This window comes from Ruegeria sp. CK2 (genome assembly GCF_056536585.1).
This window is the reverse complement of record NZ_JBQFPW010000010.1, coordinates 83,539-97,222: the sequence shown is the minus strand read 5'-3', so window position 1 is coordinate 97,222 and position 13,684 is coordinate 83,539. Positions and strand designations below refer to the sequence as shown.

At 56.3% G+C, this 13,684-nt stretch carries 19 protein-coding genes; 9 read left to right on the top strand and 10 right to left on the bottom strand.

Annotation, left to right across the window (positions count from 1 at the left end):
- Nucleotides 1-5: 5 nt before the first annotated feature.
- The 6 genes from ACR0BU_RS15770 to pqqE all read left to right on the top strand — a co-directional run bounded on the left by ACR0BU_RS15770 (nt 6) and on the right by pqqE (nt 3,945).
- Nucleotides 6-689 carry a response regulator transcription factor gene (locus ACR0BU_RS15770; protein WP_300069710.1) on the top strand — a complete coding sequence of 228 codons (684 nt, stop codon included), beginning with the start codon at nt 6-8 and terminating at the stop codon, nt 687-689.
- Between the two features lie 102 nt (nt 690-791).
- Nucleotides 792-893, top strand: coding sequence for a pyrroloquinoline quinone precursor peptide PqqA (gene pqqA, locus ACR0BU_RS15765; RefSeq protein ID WP_120634970.1), 102 nt, complete (start codon nt 792-794; stop codon nt 891-893).
- Nucleotides 894-918: 25 nt separating this feature from the next.
- Complete coding sequence (gene pqqB, locus ACR0BU_RS15760; protein ID WP_480738018.1) at nt 919-1,815, top strand: pyrroloquinoline quinone biosynthesis protein PqqB; 897 nt, start codon at nt 919-921, stop codon at nt 1,813-1,815.
- Nucleotides 1,812-2,561, top strand: a complete 750-nt coding sequence (gene pqqC / locus ACR0BU_RS15755) for a pyrroloquinoline-quinone synthase PqqC (RefSeq protein WP_299081588.1) — start codon at nt 1,812-1,814, stop codon at nt 2,559-2,561. Before pqqB ends, pqqC begins: the two co-directional genes overlap by 4 nt.
- On the top strand, nt 2,561-2,833 hold the full coding sequence (gene pqqD / locus ACR0BU_RS15750) for a pyrroloquinoline quinone biosynthesis peptide chaperone PqqD (protein ID WP_299081591.1): 273 nt from the start codon (nt 2,561-2,563) through the stop codon (nt 2,831-2,833). Before pqqC ends, pqqD begins: the two co-directional genes overlap by 1 nt.
- A complete protein-coding gene (gene pqqE, locus ACR0BU_RS15745; protein ID WP_480738017.1) occupies nt 2,833-3,945 on the top strand; it encodes a pyrroloquinoline quinone biosynthesis protein PqqE in 1,113 nt (370 codons plus the stop codon). The genes pqqD and pqqE overlap by 1 nt, the downstream gene beginning before the upstream one ends.
- Before the next feature lie 3 nt (nt 3,946-3,948).
- On the opposite strand, the gene ACR0BU_RS15740 is transcribed toward pqqE, so the two are convergent.
- From ACR0BU_RS15740 to ACR0BU_RS15710, 7 genes are read right to left on the bottom strand one after another with little or no spacing between them, the layout of a single operon-like run.
- Nucleotides 3,949-4,551, bottom strand: coding sequence for an ABC transporter ATP-binding protein (locus tag ACR0BU_RS15740; RefSeq protein ID WP_480738016.1), 603 nt, complete (start codon nt 4,549-4,551; stop codon nt 3,949-3,951).
- Nucleotides 4,548-5,297, bottom strand: a complete 750-nt coding sequence (locus ACR0BU_RS15735) for an ABC transporter permease (protein WP_480738015.1) — start codon at nt 5,295-5,297, stop codon at nt 4,548-4,550. The genes ACR0BU_RS15740 and ACR0BU_RS15735 overlap by 4 nt, the downstream gene beginning before the upstream one ends.
- Nucleotides 5,298-5,303: 6 nt before the next feature.
- Nucleotides 5,304-6,269 (bottom strand): ABC transporter substrate-binding protein, encoded by a 966-nt coding sequence (locus tag ACR0BU_RS15730; protein WP_299081603.1) that lies wholly within the window; start codon nt 6,267-6,269, stop codon nt 5,304-5,306.
- A 25-nt stretch (nt 6,270-6,294) separates the two neighbouring features.
- Nucleotides 6,295-6,543 (bottom strand): PepSY domain-containing protein, encoded by a 249-nt coding sequence (locus tag ACR0BU_RS15725; protein ID WP_480738014.1) that lies wholly within the window; start codon nt 6,541-6,543, stop codon nt 6,295-6,297.
- Between the two features lie 14 nt (nt 6,544-6,557).
- Nucleotides 6,558-6,995, bottom strand: coding sequence for a cupredoxin domain-containing protein (locus ACR0BU_RS15720; RefSeq protein ID WP_298936253.1), 438 nt, complete (start codon nt 6,993-6,995; stop codon nt 6,558-6,560).
- Between the two features lie 19 nt (nt 6,996-7,014).
- The gene (locus ACR0BU_RS15715; protein ID WP_480738013.1) at nt 7,015-7,986 is read right to left on the bottom strand and encodes a YVTN family beta-propeller repeat protein; all 972 of its coding nucleotides are present in this window, start codon (nt 7,984-7,986) and stop codon (nt 7,015-7,017) included.
- Between the two features lie 11 nt (nt 7,987-7,997).
- Nucleotides 7,998-9,185 carry an ABC transporter substrate-binding protein gene (locus tag ACR0BU_RS15710; RefSeq protein ID WP_480738012.1) on the bottom strand — a complete coding sequence of 396 codons (1,188 nt, stop codon included), beginning with the start codon at nt 9,183-9,185 and terminating at the stop codon, nt 7,998-8,000.
- A gap of 306 nt (nt 9,186-9,491) precedes the next feature.
- Between ACR0BU_RS15710 and ACR0BU_RS15705 the strand changes: the two genes are divergently transcribed.
- From ACR0BU_RS15705 to ACR0BU_RS15695, 3 genes are read left to right on the top strand one after another with little or no spacing between them, the layout of a single operon-like run.
- Nucleotides 9,492-10,031: an SRPBCC family protein gene (locus ACR0BU_RS15705; RefSeq protein WP_300069685.1), complete on the top strand. Its 540-nt coding sequence runs from the start codon at nt 9,492-9,494 to the stop codon at nt 10,029-10,031.
- Nucleotides 9,997-10,962, top strand: coding sequence for a YncE family protein (locus tag ACR0BU_RS15700; RefSeq protein ID WP_480738011.1), 966 nt, complete (start codon nt 9,997-9,999; stop codon nt 10,960-10,962). Before ACR0BU_RS15705 ends, ACR0BU_RS15700 begins: the two co-directional genes overlap by 35 nt.
- On the top strand, nt 10,959-11,777 hold the full coding sequence (locus ACR0BU_RS15695; protein ID WP_480738010.1) for a quinoprotein dehydrogenase-associated SoxYZ-like carrier: 819 nt from the start codon (nt 10,959-10,961) through the stop codon (nt 11,775-11,777). Before ACR0BU_RS15700 ends, ACR0BU_RS15695 begins: the two co-directional genes overlap by 4 nt.
- A gap of 1 nt (nt 11,778) precedes the next feature.
- Here the strand turns inward: ACR0BU_RS15695 and ACR0BU_RS15690 are convergent, their stop codons facing one another.
- From ACR0BU_RS15690 to ACR0BU_RS15680, 3 genes are read right to left on the bottom strand one after another with little or no spacing between them, the layout of a single operon-like run.
- Nucleotides 11,779-12,333 (bottom strand): PQQ-dependent catabolism-associated CXXCW motif protein, encoded by a 555-nt coding sequence (locus tag ACR0BU_RS15690; protein WP_480738009.1) that lies wholly within the window; start codon nt 12,331-12,333, stop codon nt 11,779-11,781.
- A complete protein-coding gene (locus ACR0BU_RS15685) occupies nt 12,330-13,172 on the bottom strand; it encodes a substrate-binding domain-containing protein (RefSeq protein ID WP_480738008.1) in 843 nt (280 codons plus the stop codon). The genes ACR0BU_RS15690 and ACR0BU_RS15685 overlap by 4 nt, the downstream gene beginning before the upstream one ends.
- Nucleotides 13,156-13,659, bottom strand: a complete 504-nt coding sequence (locus tag ACR0BU_RS15680) for a c-type cytochrome, methanol metabolism-related (protein ID WP_298936247.1) — start codon at nt 13,657-13,659, stop codon at nt 13,156-13,158. Before ACR0BU_RS15680 ends, ACR0BU_RS15685 begins: the two co-directional genes overlap by 17 nt.
- Nucleotides 13,660-13,684 lie beyond the last annotated feature (25 nt).

The following is a 13,684-nucleotide window of genomic DNA, read 5'->3' as shown; positions in this document are numbered from 1 at the left end:
AACGTATGACCTCCCGATTGTTGATCATAGATGACGACCCAAAGATTGCTTCGGCCCTTGTGCGCGGGCTGTCGTTGCATGGCTATGTGGCCGAGGCCGAGAACCGCGCGGATCTGGGGTTGGAGCGGTTGCAAAGCGGTGCGTTTTCAGGCGCAATTGTAGACGTCATGCTGGGGGCTGACAGTGGTATCGAACTGGTCAGATCCGCCCGGTCGATCGGTGTTACCATCCCTATTCTGATGCTTTCGGCCCTATCAGATGTAGATCATCGCGCCGCAGGGCTTGAGGCCGGGGCCGATGACTATGTCGTCAAACCCTTCAGCTTTGACGAACTTGTCGCGCGGCTGCAGGTTCAGGAACAACGGGCCCAGGCACAACATCCCGAACCCGCTCGACTTTCACACGAAGACCGAACCATCAGCATCCGCGATACAGCCGTTGCCCTGACCGAGCGGGAATTTGATTTGCTGGTCTTGCTTAACAGCAGCGTCGGAACACCAATCTCGCGCGGCGATCTATTTGACACGCTGTGGTCGCAGGAAGGCTCTAGTAACGAGAATGTGGTCGATGTCTATATAGGTTATCTGCGGAAGAAACTTAGCGAAGACGATTTTGGTTTTGAAATCAAAACATTGCGCAACCAAGGCTTCTGCTTGCAGGGCCGTGCGCCGCAATCCGATGACAACTGACTACCGACCAAAGTCTAAGACGCTCTTATAAATTAAGATTCGCTCTGGTGCCGGATACCTGCCAAATTGAAGCCGAGGACACTTTTGGAGGAGGACCCCGATATGGCATGGAACAAACCGGTGATCCGCGAGATTGAATGCGGCATGGAAATCAACATGTATGGCCCCGATCATGATGATGAGCGCGGCGGCGGCCTGATCTGATCACGGCCCGCGCGCCAACTTTCAAATGACGTTGCGCGCAATCATACTAGGGGCTGCTGCTGGAGGCGGCCTGCCGCAATGGAATTGCGGGTGTGAAAATTGCAATCTAGCACGTTGCGGAGACATTCCTGCTCAGACGCAGTCTTCGCTTGCTATCTCCCCGGACGGCCTGAACTGGGCCGTCCTAAACGCGTCTCCGGACATACGCGCGCAGCTGTCGAACACTCACGCCCTGTTCCCCACAGGGCTTCGACAGATGCCAATTCAGTCCGTTCTGGTGACCAACGGCGATATCGATCATGTGGCCGGATTGCTGACATTGCGGGAAATGCAGCCCTTTACCCTGTTTGCAACCGGCAGCATACATGACGTGCTTGCCCAGAACCCGATTTTCGATGCATTGAATGCGTCCGTGGTGACCCGATCTTCGATTTCTTTGGACCAGCCGTTCGAGTTGGTTCCTGGTCTTCAGGCGACGCTGTTCCCCGTGCCGGGGAAAGTCCCATTGTATCTGGAAGGCGAAACCGTTCAAACCGATCTGATCGGTGAGCAAACAGTGGGCGTTGCGCTGAGCGCCGATGGGAAAACGGCCTACTACATTCCCGGTTGCGCGGCTTTGACGCCCGATTTGCGGACGCAGCTAGAGGGCGCAGATCTGGTGTTTTTTGACGGCACGCTTTGGCAAGATGATGAGATGGTGCGCGCCGGTCTAGGTCAGAAGACCGGAAAACGAATGGGACATATGTCAATGGACGGGCCCGACGGTTCTATCGCGAGTTTTGCTGATATGAGTATCGGGCAAAAAGTCTTTGTTCACATGAACAATACCAACCCTGTCTTACGTCCCGACAGCGCCGAAAAGTCCCAGGCGCAGGCCGCGGGATGGACAATCGGACAAGACGGAATGGAGATCACGTTATGACCCAAAGCCGCGACGCCTTCGAAGCCCGCCTGCGCCAGATCGGTGCCGAACGCTATCATGATCTCCACCCGTTTCACCACCGCCTGCACGGCGGCGAATGCACTGCAGACGAAGTTCGCGCCTGGGTCATCAACCGTTACTATTACCAGCACTCGATCCCCATGAAAGACGCAGCCTTCATGTCGCGCGTCGAAGACCCCGCGCTGCGTCGGCAATGGCGATCGCGCATTGAAGACCATGACGGAACAGACAACAACGAAGGCGGGATCCGCCGTTGGTTGCGGCTGGCCGAGGCCGTTGGGCTTGACCCCGATTATGTAGCCTCGTGCGAAGGTGTGCTGCCCGCTACAAAGTTTGCCGTTGATGCATATGTGCGGTTCGTGCGCGAAAAGACTCTGCTTGAGGCGGTGGCCGCATCTCTGACCGAACTCTTTGCACCCAAGATTCACGCAAATCGGATCGAAGGGCTGCTTCAACACTATGACTTCGCCGATGACAGTTCCTTGTCTTATTTCAAAAACCGGTTGAAAGAGGCGCCAAAGGATGTGGCTTTTGGCCTTGCCTGGGTTCTGGACAATGCTGACACCGCAGAAAAGCAGGATGCGGCCGCTAAAGCTCTGATTTTCAAAACCGATGTTCTGTGGTCGCAGCTGGACGCCTTGTGGGCCGCTTATGTCGACCCTGCACGGATTCCACCCGGTGCCTGGCAGCCCGGCATCGGCGTTCTGATGCGGCAGGCATCGTGATGTTGGCCCAAGAGATCCCCACACTGCCCCGGGGTGTGCGCCTGCACTATGACAAAGTGCGTGGCAAATGGGTGTTGCTTGCACCTGAACGCGCGGTGACTTTGGACCAGATCGGACACGCCATTCTAAACGAGGTGGACGGCCAGCGCAGTTTTGGACAGATCACCACCGCACTGTCCGAAAAATACAACGCCCCTCAGGATCAGATCGCCGAAGACAGTGGCGGTTTCCTGGACGCCCTGCGCGCCCGGCGATTTTTGGATGTGACTTAATGAATAGAGGTGTTCCTCCCCCTATCGCCATGTTGGCGGAGCTGACGCATCGCTGTCCTCTGTCCTGCCCATACTGTTCAAATCCGGTCGAAATGGCCAAACAGGATAGCGAAATGGACACCGACATCTGGACCCGCGTGTTCGAAGAAGCTGCTGCGCTGGGTATCTTACAACTTCATCTATCCGGCGGTGAACCGGCATCGCGGCGCGATCTGGTCACGCTTGTGAAAGCTGCCCGGCAAGCTGGGCTTTACACCAACCTGATCACATCTGCCATTGGGCTGTCCGAGCGTCGTTTGCACGAGCTGGATGAGGCCGGTCTTGATCATATCCAACTGTCTCTTCAGGGGACCGATGCTGTGATGGCCGACAAAGTCGGCGGCTATCGGGGTGGTTTTGATCGCAAGATGAAAGCGGTTGAGTGGATCAAGGCTATCGGCTTTCCTTTAACGCTTAACTTCGTCCTGCACCGTCACAATGCCCACCAACTGCCGCGCGCACTTGAGTTGGCGCAAGAAATGGGCGCCAGACGGATTGAGGTGGCGACGGTGCAGTTCCATGGTTGGGCCCTGCAAAACCGTGATGCCTTGATGCCGACGCGGGACCAGGCCCAGCAAGTCACCCAACATGTCATCGAGGCGCGGCAGGCTCTGAAGGGTGAGCTGGTCATCGACTATGTTCCTGCGGACTATCACGATGACTATCCAAAACGCTGTATGGGCGGTTGGGGGACAACGGGTTTGAATGTGACACCCGACGGGCAGGTTTTACCGTGCCACGCCGCGCAGTCCATTCCGCACCTTCAGTTTGACCGTGTGCAAGACAAACCTCTGGCCGAGATCTGGTACAACAATTCCGCCTTCAACGCCTATCGCGGAACGGAATGGATGTCTGAGCCATGCCAAAGCTGCGACCGCAAGACAATCGATTTTGGCGGATGTCGCTGTCAGGCGATGGCCATTGTTGGCGACGCAAACGCCACAGACCCGGTTTGCATCAAATCTCCGCATCACAAGGACTTGCAATCGCAGGCGAACCAGCATGCCGCAAGTATAGACGCGCCGTTTGTCTATCGCACGGCCCCCGGCAAAACACGCGAACCAGCCGAATAAAGACTAAACCTGGTCCAATACGGCCCCACCCGGCCCCGCTTGCAAGCTCAGGATGCGATCTGCGAGGCGTTCCGCCTCGGACGCAGAATGTGTGACGAAAAGCGTAGAAGGCCGGTGCTGCGAGATCAAATCTTCGGTCAACGCCAACATGGTTTCGGCCGTGTCGCGATCCAGCGAAACAAACGGCTCATCCATAATCAAAAATTCAGGTCGTCCGGCAAAGGCCCGCGCCAGAGACAATCGCCTTTGTTGGCCCAGCGACAGCTGGCCTGGAAACAACTCTCCTTTGCCTGACAACCCAACGGAATTGAGGGCTGCTTCAGCCTCGGCACTCTTTAGTCCCGGATGCACTAGCGTCAAATTTTCGAGCGCAGACCGCCAGGGTAGCAATGTCGGCTCTTGAAATACAATCGCCAGTCGCTCGGGGCGTGTAATCTGCCCGTCAAACGCATCATCGATCCCTGCTACCAAACGCAACAAGGTGGTTTTTCCAACTCCCGAAGGCCCGGTCAGGGCGACCGTTTCACCCTGGGCAATATCAAACACAATTGGACCCAGAACAGACACGTCCCCGAATTGCTTTTGCCGGATGTGAATGTGGATCATGCAGCCCTCCACCGGCGGGCCTTGCGTTCTGAGGGTTGCAGGATCAGCCATTCGACCATCAGCATCACTGCGATGAACGAAAACGCATAAACCAGTACCATTGCAACATCAAACAGCTGGAAATAAAGGTGAATTTGAAATCCAACACCCGACGAACGCCCAAGGAATTCGACCACCAGAACGATTTTCCAAATCAATGATATGCCAGACCTTGATGCTGCGGCGATGAATGGTGCCAACTGGGGAATGATGACGTGGCGCATACGGGTAAACCACGGGATCCGATAGACATGCGCCATGGCATCCAAATCAGGGTTCAGCGCCCTGCCCCCCTCCCGCAGGATCGTAGCAACATTGGGGATTTTGTTCAGTGTGACGGCCGTAATCGCGGCGGCCTCTGTCAAGCCGATCCACAGATAGCACAGCACAATCAGGACCAGCGCCGGCAGGTTCAGAAAGATTACAAGCCACGGGTCCAACCATCGATTGACGGCTGGCGAACGCCCCATGGCGAGGCCGATAATCGTGCCCAACGTCATCGCCAAAGCAAACGCCCAGATCACGCGCAGCAGCGTCGCGCCAAGGTTGCGCAGCAATTCGCCTGAGGCCAGCTCTTGCTGAAACCGCGGCACCAGATCCCATGGCTGCGGCAGGATTTGCGGATCATCGGTTAGAAAGCCCGCAACGATCCACAAAATCACGAGGCCGCCGATGGACAGAACAGGCGTTAGGCGCGTGTCTTGCATCCAGACCTATTCCACGTCCGCAAACAGACCCTGCGGAACCGTTGTGGCCTGACCAACCAGCTCGGCGCCACCTAATTCTGCCATCAACGCCAGCATCGTGTTGGCGGCATCTTCGTCAACCGGACCCCGATCAGGGATGCCCGCAATCCAGTCGGATTTAAGCTGTTCAAACTGCGCATCAGTCTTTGCGTTCATCCTTGGCCTGATCGCCTCCCACGCGTCTGGTGAGGTTGCCAAAAGCTGCTTGGCGTCTCGGCTTGCCGCGAACAAGCCCTGCGCCAGATCGGGATTGTCGTTCAGAAAGCTCTCTTTCAGATAATACCCCAGCAAGGGTGTGTCTGTGTCCAATCCCAACGCCTCCCCTGCCTGCTCGACCGAGATCAGCTCTTTCATACCAGACGCTTTCATTTTGGCCAGAAAATGCCAGAAATTGATTGCCCCGGCATAATCGCCGCCCAATGCTGATTTGAAGATCAGCGGCGGTGCCCCGAACACCTGTTCGGTGTCTGCCTTGAGGTCCATATCGTATTCCTGCGCCGCATAGGCCCTCAGGATCAGCCAGGATTTGTCCAGCGGTCCGCCCGCTATGCCAATCTTCCCACCAGCCAGATCTTTCAGGCTGCTGGCAGCGCTGTCAGCTGGCACCACAACACCGCCGACCGCCTTGGAATATGGAATGAACACATAGTCTTTGCCAGCCGCCCTTTGGCGCGCCACCCAGATCCAATCCGCCACTGCCAGATCAGCCTCGCCGCCTTCGACCGCGATACGTGTCGCGCCGTTGTCGGCAAAGGGCTGAACCTCAAGCGTAAACCCGTGTTTCTTGTCCAACCCGTTCAGCCGGATGGTCTCCAATTCCCAATTCACAGTGCCAATCTTCAGCACAGCGGCGCGAATTGTTGGCAGTGTGTCGGCTGACACAACGCCCGCCGCAAAGACGAGCGCTGTGCAAAAGGCGTATAGTGCTTTCATTGCCTTATCCTGATTTCAAATCACGCTATTCGGCCTTGCGGCTGACTTCATTGAGGTCTTTGTCCAACTTGATATCGAACTGATTGCCGCCTTTGCAGATCACGTCATCAAGGTCATAACCGTCGTCTTCCACCTCAATATCATCGGGGTCCATCTGGCACTCGACAGCCGCCAGATATGCCTCGATCTTGCCGACAGTTTCCGCGTCTACCTCATCCGCCAGCGCCGGCGAGGCAACACAAGCCACAAGGGCCAATACACCAATCTTTTTCATACTTTGTCCTTTCATCATTGAATACTGATGGTCACTTTCTGAGTTTCGCCAGTGGACCCAGGGATACGAATTTCGTGACTGCCGGGTTTGATCGCTATGAACGACAACTCGGCAACGCCGGCCTTATCAAACTCGATACTGTCCACGGCCATGGGGCGAATTTCGATCTTGTTGATGACAATCTCATTCATCCAGATTGCCCGAAAGAACGAAGGGCCTTCGATGGCCAGCTCAGCCGATCCGTCTGCGGTGATCTCCAGCTTGTAATAGGCACCGGATTGCAGCACGACATCCTCACCCAACGGTTGCCCCGAGGCGAGCGTCAGCTGGATGGTTTCCCCGCGATTGCACTTTGCCAGGAGCCCTGCAAACCCCAGATCATCGCAAAGCGGCGCAGCCGATACCGGCCCGCCCAGTGTTGCAACCAGTGCTGCGGTCAATAGCTTCTTCATTCCCGTTCCTCCCAGAACATCAGTCAATCGTCACAACACCCCAAGGCTGTTGGCCGACCTGTATGGATTTAATCGCTTTTTCTGTCGCGACATCGATTATGGTTATGTCGTTGGAATTGCCGTTCGTTGTCAGCAGGTACTTCTCGTCGGGCGTGAAATCCAACTGCCAGACGCGCTGCCCCACTAGGATGTAGTCCAGAACCTCAAGGCTTTGCGCGTCGACAACGGCTACGCGGTTTGCCGGACCCAACGCAACAAATAGACGCTTGCCATCTGACGTGACTTTGGCACCGACAGGCTGCAACCATTCGGGCTGAACACCTGCCACTTCAAAGCTGATCTTGCCGACAACCGTGGGTGTCCCGTCTTCAGCGATGTCCATGACGGACACCGTTCCGCCAATCTCTGACGTTACAAACAAACGCGACCCATCTGCCGAGTATTGCGCGTAGCGCGGGCGCTGATCGACCAGAATATTGTGTTTGATTGTATAATCCTCGGTCGAGATGAAATGCGCCATATTGGTGGTCTCAGACGTGTTCACCACGAATTTCGCATCCGGGCTCATCCCCATGCCTTCGGGTTCGACACCAACCGGGACCTCGGCCAGAACAGTACGCGTTTCCGTGTCTGTGACCGTCACAAGGTTGTCGTCCTCATTGGCGATGTACAGCCGTTTTCCCGACGGTTCGAGGATGAACAGCTCAGGGTCAGGCCCTGATGGCAGGCTCGGTAGCTCTTCGTATGTCTCGGTATCGAACACCCGAATGATATTGTCATCCGAGGCGCAGACATACAGCTTGCTTCCATCCGGGCTGACCGTGATGCCGCGGGGTCTGTTCCCGCCCGGAAACTCGGTAATGACCTCCCACGTATCGGTATCGACGACGGTGATTGTGTTGCCTCGTTCATTCGAGACAAAGGCCTTCCCGGCGAAAACCGGACCCGCAATCAATGCGGCAAGAGCAGTGGATAACAATACGTGTTTCATAGCATCTCCGGTTAATCAAAAGCCGTGCATTTGGATTCCGCCCGATCCAGTCCCATCGTATCGAGCGGGGAGCTCTGGTGCAGAAACCCGTCCTGAGGACTGACGCTGACAGTGATTGACCCATCATACAGCAGGATTGGCTGGCGCAATTGTCCGTTCCAATCGCGAAACGTTACCTTTTGCCCCTTGAAGGCCGCCAATTCGAACTCATCCGACACTGCATAGTCGCGCACACCGTCCGGGTCTGACGTATTCGCACGTGTCACCGCCTCGCCAATCACGCGCAATGCCAACCATACACTGTAGTCTTCAGGTCTGACATATCGTCCAGTCAACTCTTCGAACCGGGTTTGATACTGCGTTGCGCCCCAAGCCTCATGCGCGCCATGGAATGTCACAGGGCGCAAGCCACCGGACCCCATAACCGGGCGCGGTGTCCAAAGGTGATAGGACAGGTATCGGCCGAAATAGTCGCTTTCGTCGGCCGCTATCACCACATCATGGTCACGCGCACCTTGCGTATCAATGGGCAACTGACGCTGCACCAATACGTGGCCAGAATCTGTCCGTCGCGATCCACCGGTGTCTTCAAAAGTACGATCTTCGGCGATTTTTGCACCAAACTTGGTTGCTGAGCGGCGATAGGCATCCGCCAGCTTCACATCATCCGGGTTCGATCCCGCCAGCAAGAACCAATCGTCCCATTTCTTCCAGACCGCAAACTGCGCGACAGCATCCGTGTTCATCGCGCGCGACGGCGCAATGTGCAGCAGGTTGCGCCGACAATTTGCGTCGCGCAGGTCAACTTCAGGCGCGGATGCGTTGAATACCAGCGCTCCAGCTTCGGCCGCCTTATCTGTCAGGCGCAAGACATCCGGGGCGTCGGCCAAAACAACAAACAGGCGAACCCCTTCGGCCAATAGCTGATCCATCGCGTCATCTGCCTGCTCAGGCGGAACAGCAAGATGAGCCGTTTCATATGTGTGGCCCAGAAAGCTACCGGTTGTGCCGTTATCCTCATCGCCCAGAACGGCCCCTGCAAAACCCAAGTCATCTGGTTTCAGGTCATATCGCGAAATCGGAAGTAGCGTTGGATAGTCGATCCTCAGAACCGCAGCCTTAACGTCAATCGCCACAGCCGAAACTGCCGAGACGCACCAGATCAATGCCGCGAAAAGCGGTATCAAGCGATTGTTCAAGATCTCCTCCCATGGCCCGCGTGGTTGAGAGCGGGTCCCTAACAAAGGCGGACCGCCTTGCAAAACGGAACCGATACTTTTGGCCGTGTTGTAAATCCAAGCCTATCAGCTTCATCATGAAGCTCGATTCTTATTTTTTAAGAATGTGCGTAGACAATTGATCTTGCTTCTGTTTCTCGCAGCTTTCGCCTGATCGCGAAGACTGGCCTTAAAGGTCTGCACCGACGGACCCCCGCGGCAACGTCAGAGGATCACGTATCAGTGAAAGAAGCGGGTCAGCGTTAGCGCTTTCTGGGAGGAAACAGAATGAATCGACGAACCTTTGTTGCAACCATCGCGGCGGCTTCGGCGCCTGGCGCTGTCTGGGCACATGGCCCGACCCGCCAAAAAGTTACCCTGACGGCCGAAGTCGCAGCCCCCCCAGAAGACGTCTGGGCAGCCATCGGAAATTTTGACGACATGTCCTGGCACCCTGCGGTGTTTTCTACGGAAGGCGAAGGTGGGAACGAGATTGACGCGACACGGTTACTGACGCTTGGGCAAGACGGCGGACCCACGATTGCAGAGGTTCTGTATAAACACAGCGCCGAGAAGATGAGCTATTCCTACCGGATAACGGCGGTCGAGGTCGAAGTTCTGCCGGTAACCAACTACTCGTCACATCTGACCGTAAAGCCCCGTGACGGAGGCGGATCAATCATCGAATGGCGCGGCGCGTTTTATCGTGGATACCCCAACAACGATCCACCCGCCGAACTGAATGACGAAGCAGCTGTGGCTGCCGTGACCGGCGTCTATCAGGCCGGTCTGGATGCTTTGGTCGAACGCTTTGGCGCCGCAAGCTGAGCTCGGTTTGGCATTGTTTCTAGCTGCGACCGCTAGCGCTGCGCCGGCAGACACTGCCTTTGTGACTTGCCAGAACGGTGAGGAACTAAGCCGTATCGACGTGACCGAGATGCACGAAACCGACCGCTGGCCCCTGCCCGGCAAACCAGCCGGTGTAGCGGTCGGTGCACATGGCGACCTGTTCACGGTGTCGGCCGGCAGCAAGACGATCCAGCGCCTTTCAACGAAAACCGGCGAGATATTGTCGCAGATCGTGCTGGACGGCGGCCCGATCGGCATCGCGCAGGACCCTCGGCAGGGACGACTGTTCGTGTCGGATTGGTACAACGCCCGGCTGTGGGTCTTGGATGACAAGACTTTGGAAACACAAACGGAAATGATTACGGGAGAGGCTCCGGCTGGCATAGCCCTTTCGGGCGATGGGCGCTTTGTGGCCTCGGCTGACAAAGATGCCGATCAGGTATCGGTTTTCGATGCTGGAACCCTACAGCCGCTGCACCGTATTCCCGTAGGAACCCGTCCCTTTGGGTTGGGCTTTGCTCCGGATGGACGGCTGTTTGTGGGCAATGTGGGCAGCAATGACGTCAGTGTCCTGGATGCCGAAAGCGGTAAAAGACTTGCTACCGTTCCAGTTGGGGAACGGCCCTATGGCATTGCCTTCGCCAACAACCACGCTTTTGTGACCAACCAGTATTCCAACACGCTCACCGTGATCTCGCTGGACACGCTCGAACCCGAGGCAACGATTGATGTCGGAGAGTATCCCGAAGGCATCGATGTCACAGCTAAAGGTGACCTGTTGGTCATCGCCAACTGGTTCGACAACACCGTCAGTTTCGTGGACCCGGATACTATGTCCGTGGTAAGAACATTGGAAACCTGCGATGGGCCCCGCGCTTTCGGCAGATTTTTGGAAGGAGGAAGACAATGAGAACTTCTTGCCTGATCGCGTCCCTGCTTTGCCTATTGGCTCTGCCAGCCTGGGCGTCGAACGAAGCATGGGAGAATGTGCGGGCGTTGCTATACGGCGACCGGGCCATGCTGAACGGCGATGATCTGATCGCCATTGATGCCCCCTATCGCACGCCGGATGATGCCCGTGCTGAATTGGCAGCGCAGATTGTAGCCCCCAAGGGGGTAAATGTCGCCAAAGTAACTCTGGTCTTGGATGAAAACCCGATGCCGGTCTCGGCCGTGTTCGAGTTGGAAAAGCCGCTGCCCAGTTTCTACTTTGACGTGACGATGCGGGTAAACGGCCCAACACCCATGCATGTCATTGCGGAAACCACAGACGGGCGGCTTTGGGTTTCGGAAACCTTTGTCAAAACATCCGGTTTGGGTGCGTGTTCTGCACCTCCGGGAACCGATCCGGAACTGGCCATAGCGAACTTGGGTACGATGGAGGCTGAACTGGTCGGACGTGTCCCCGCGTTGGATACACGCACCCGGCTTTCGAACCTTGGTGCGAACCGAGCCAACAAGATGGATCTGAACATCGACCACCCCTCGCATTCCGGAATGCAAATGGATCAGATTTCCCTGCTGTTCATTCCAATGCGCTACGTGGAAACCGTGGATATCGACCTTGATGGTGCCGGCTATATCGAGATGACCGGATCGATTTCCCTGTCCGAGAACCCACGTGTCAGCATTTCGGTGCCAAGCAAAGCGCAGTCGGTGGATGTTACCATGACAGATACAGACGGCACGGTCAGTCACCTGCATAAGGATCTGGCGGGGTTCTAGACTATCCGCCTTCGGCCACTGGCTGACCCGGTTCCGGTTTCACCCGTTCGAGAGGGTAGCCCCACAAAGCCCAACCATCGGTGCCTTCGGGCAGCCAATAGACGCTGCCATAGCCCCATTCGATGGCGCGCCGGGCAGCGTTCCAGCTCATCCAGCAATCCTCCAGGCAGAAGAAGACAACCGCTCGGCTGGTGTCACCGTCGGTCGCCTCTTCCAAACCCTTGCGGAAATAGTCGGCGGTGACATCGGCGATGGCCCCGTAGCCTACGTTCGGCAACCAGATTGCACCGGGAATACTGTTACGGGGCTTGTCCCGCCAGATCGTGCCCTTGGGCAGGTTGGCCGGTTTCGGGGCTTGCGGCAGGACGTCGATAAAGACAGCGCTTTGCTCCTGCCACAAAGCATGCGCCTCTTCCGGGCCGATGGCTGCACCGCCGGTTATCTGGTCGGGCACCGGCGCCCGATAGTGATCCATTCGATAATCTGACGGTTCCGGGACAGTTTGCGCGGTCGCAGCGGTGGCCATTAGAACAAACGCCGCAAGGGCGCGGATCATTGTGACAGCTCCAAAACCTCGGTTCCAAGATCGTTGACCAGCGGAACACCCGCCTCGGCCAGCACCCCGTTGATTTCGTCCTGATTGCGACGGATCAGGGAATTCAACTGCCGCTGCCACACTTTCTCACCCTGACGCACACCCATGGTAATACGATAGAACAGGCGCGGCGGGAGCTCTTCCTTAACCAAGGGGACCACTTTGAAGTCCGGATAGTCGCTTTTGACTAGCGGTCCGCCCAAAGGCCCCCATAGAACAGCAGCTTCGATTTCACCGGATTGCAAGTCATTCAACATGTCAATTGCAGGGCTTTCGACACGACGATCTACGAACAGATTATAAGGTTTGGCCTGTCCGATCAAACCATTGCGCGCCATGTGGGCAGCCGGGGGTGTACCCGCAATGATCCCGATCCGCCGCCCCTTGAGCGCGGGATCGTTCAGAGTGTCGACCTCTGCAAGTTCACCGTTTTTAGGGACGATCAACGAATAGGCTGACGTGTAATAATGGTTGGTGTTTTGTACCAACTCGTGCCCTTGCGCGTATCCGATCACAACATCACAGCGCTTGGCAGCCAAGGTGTTCCGAATGAAGCCGGTGGCCTGAGGAAACCATGTGTATTGTACCGGAAGCTCCAGTTTTGCTGCGATCAGCTCGGCTAGTTTGTTTTCATATCCTGACCCATCTTTGGAGGAGACGGGGAAATTTGCCGGGTCTGCGCAGACGCGAAACGCGTTTTTTGAAACCAGATCGGATGTTTGCGCGATACCGGGCTGCGCCTGGCTGATCCAGACCGCGAGCCCCAGCATTGTCAGAAAGGCGTTAGCCCATGCACGCATCTTCGTCCTCGCGGATCACATCCGATTTTGCTTCTTTCTTCGGGGGCCGACCGCGTGGGATCGTACCGGAACCATGGGCTTTCAGATAAACATAAATGTCGTCCAGAAAACACATCACATTCGGGTTGTCGCCAAATCCGGGCATCACCGAATTTTCGGCCGCATTGATCACCTGCCGACCATTGGTGACGACATCAACGAAGTCGTAATAATCCATATCCAGCGCGGATTGCTTCAGCGCAGGCGCGTAGGTCGAGCCTTCTCCGTCTGGACCATGACACACATGGCATTCCGCATGATAGCGGCGAAATCCTGAAAACGTCGGCCAGTCCACCGTTCCATCTTCTGCGACATTGAACGTAGGGACATCGTCATCCGTGAAAGATCGACCGTCCTCGGTGTACTCGACGGCTAGATTGTCGGCCGCTGCGGCCAGAGGAAGACAGATAATCGCAAAAGGGGCCAAAAGACGTACTGCTAGGATCATGAAATTCTCGTTTGCTGTAGCTGAA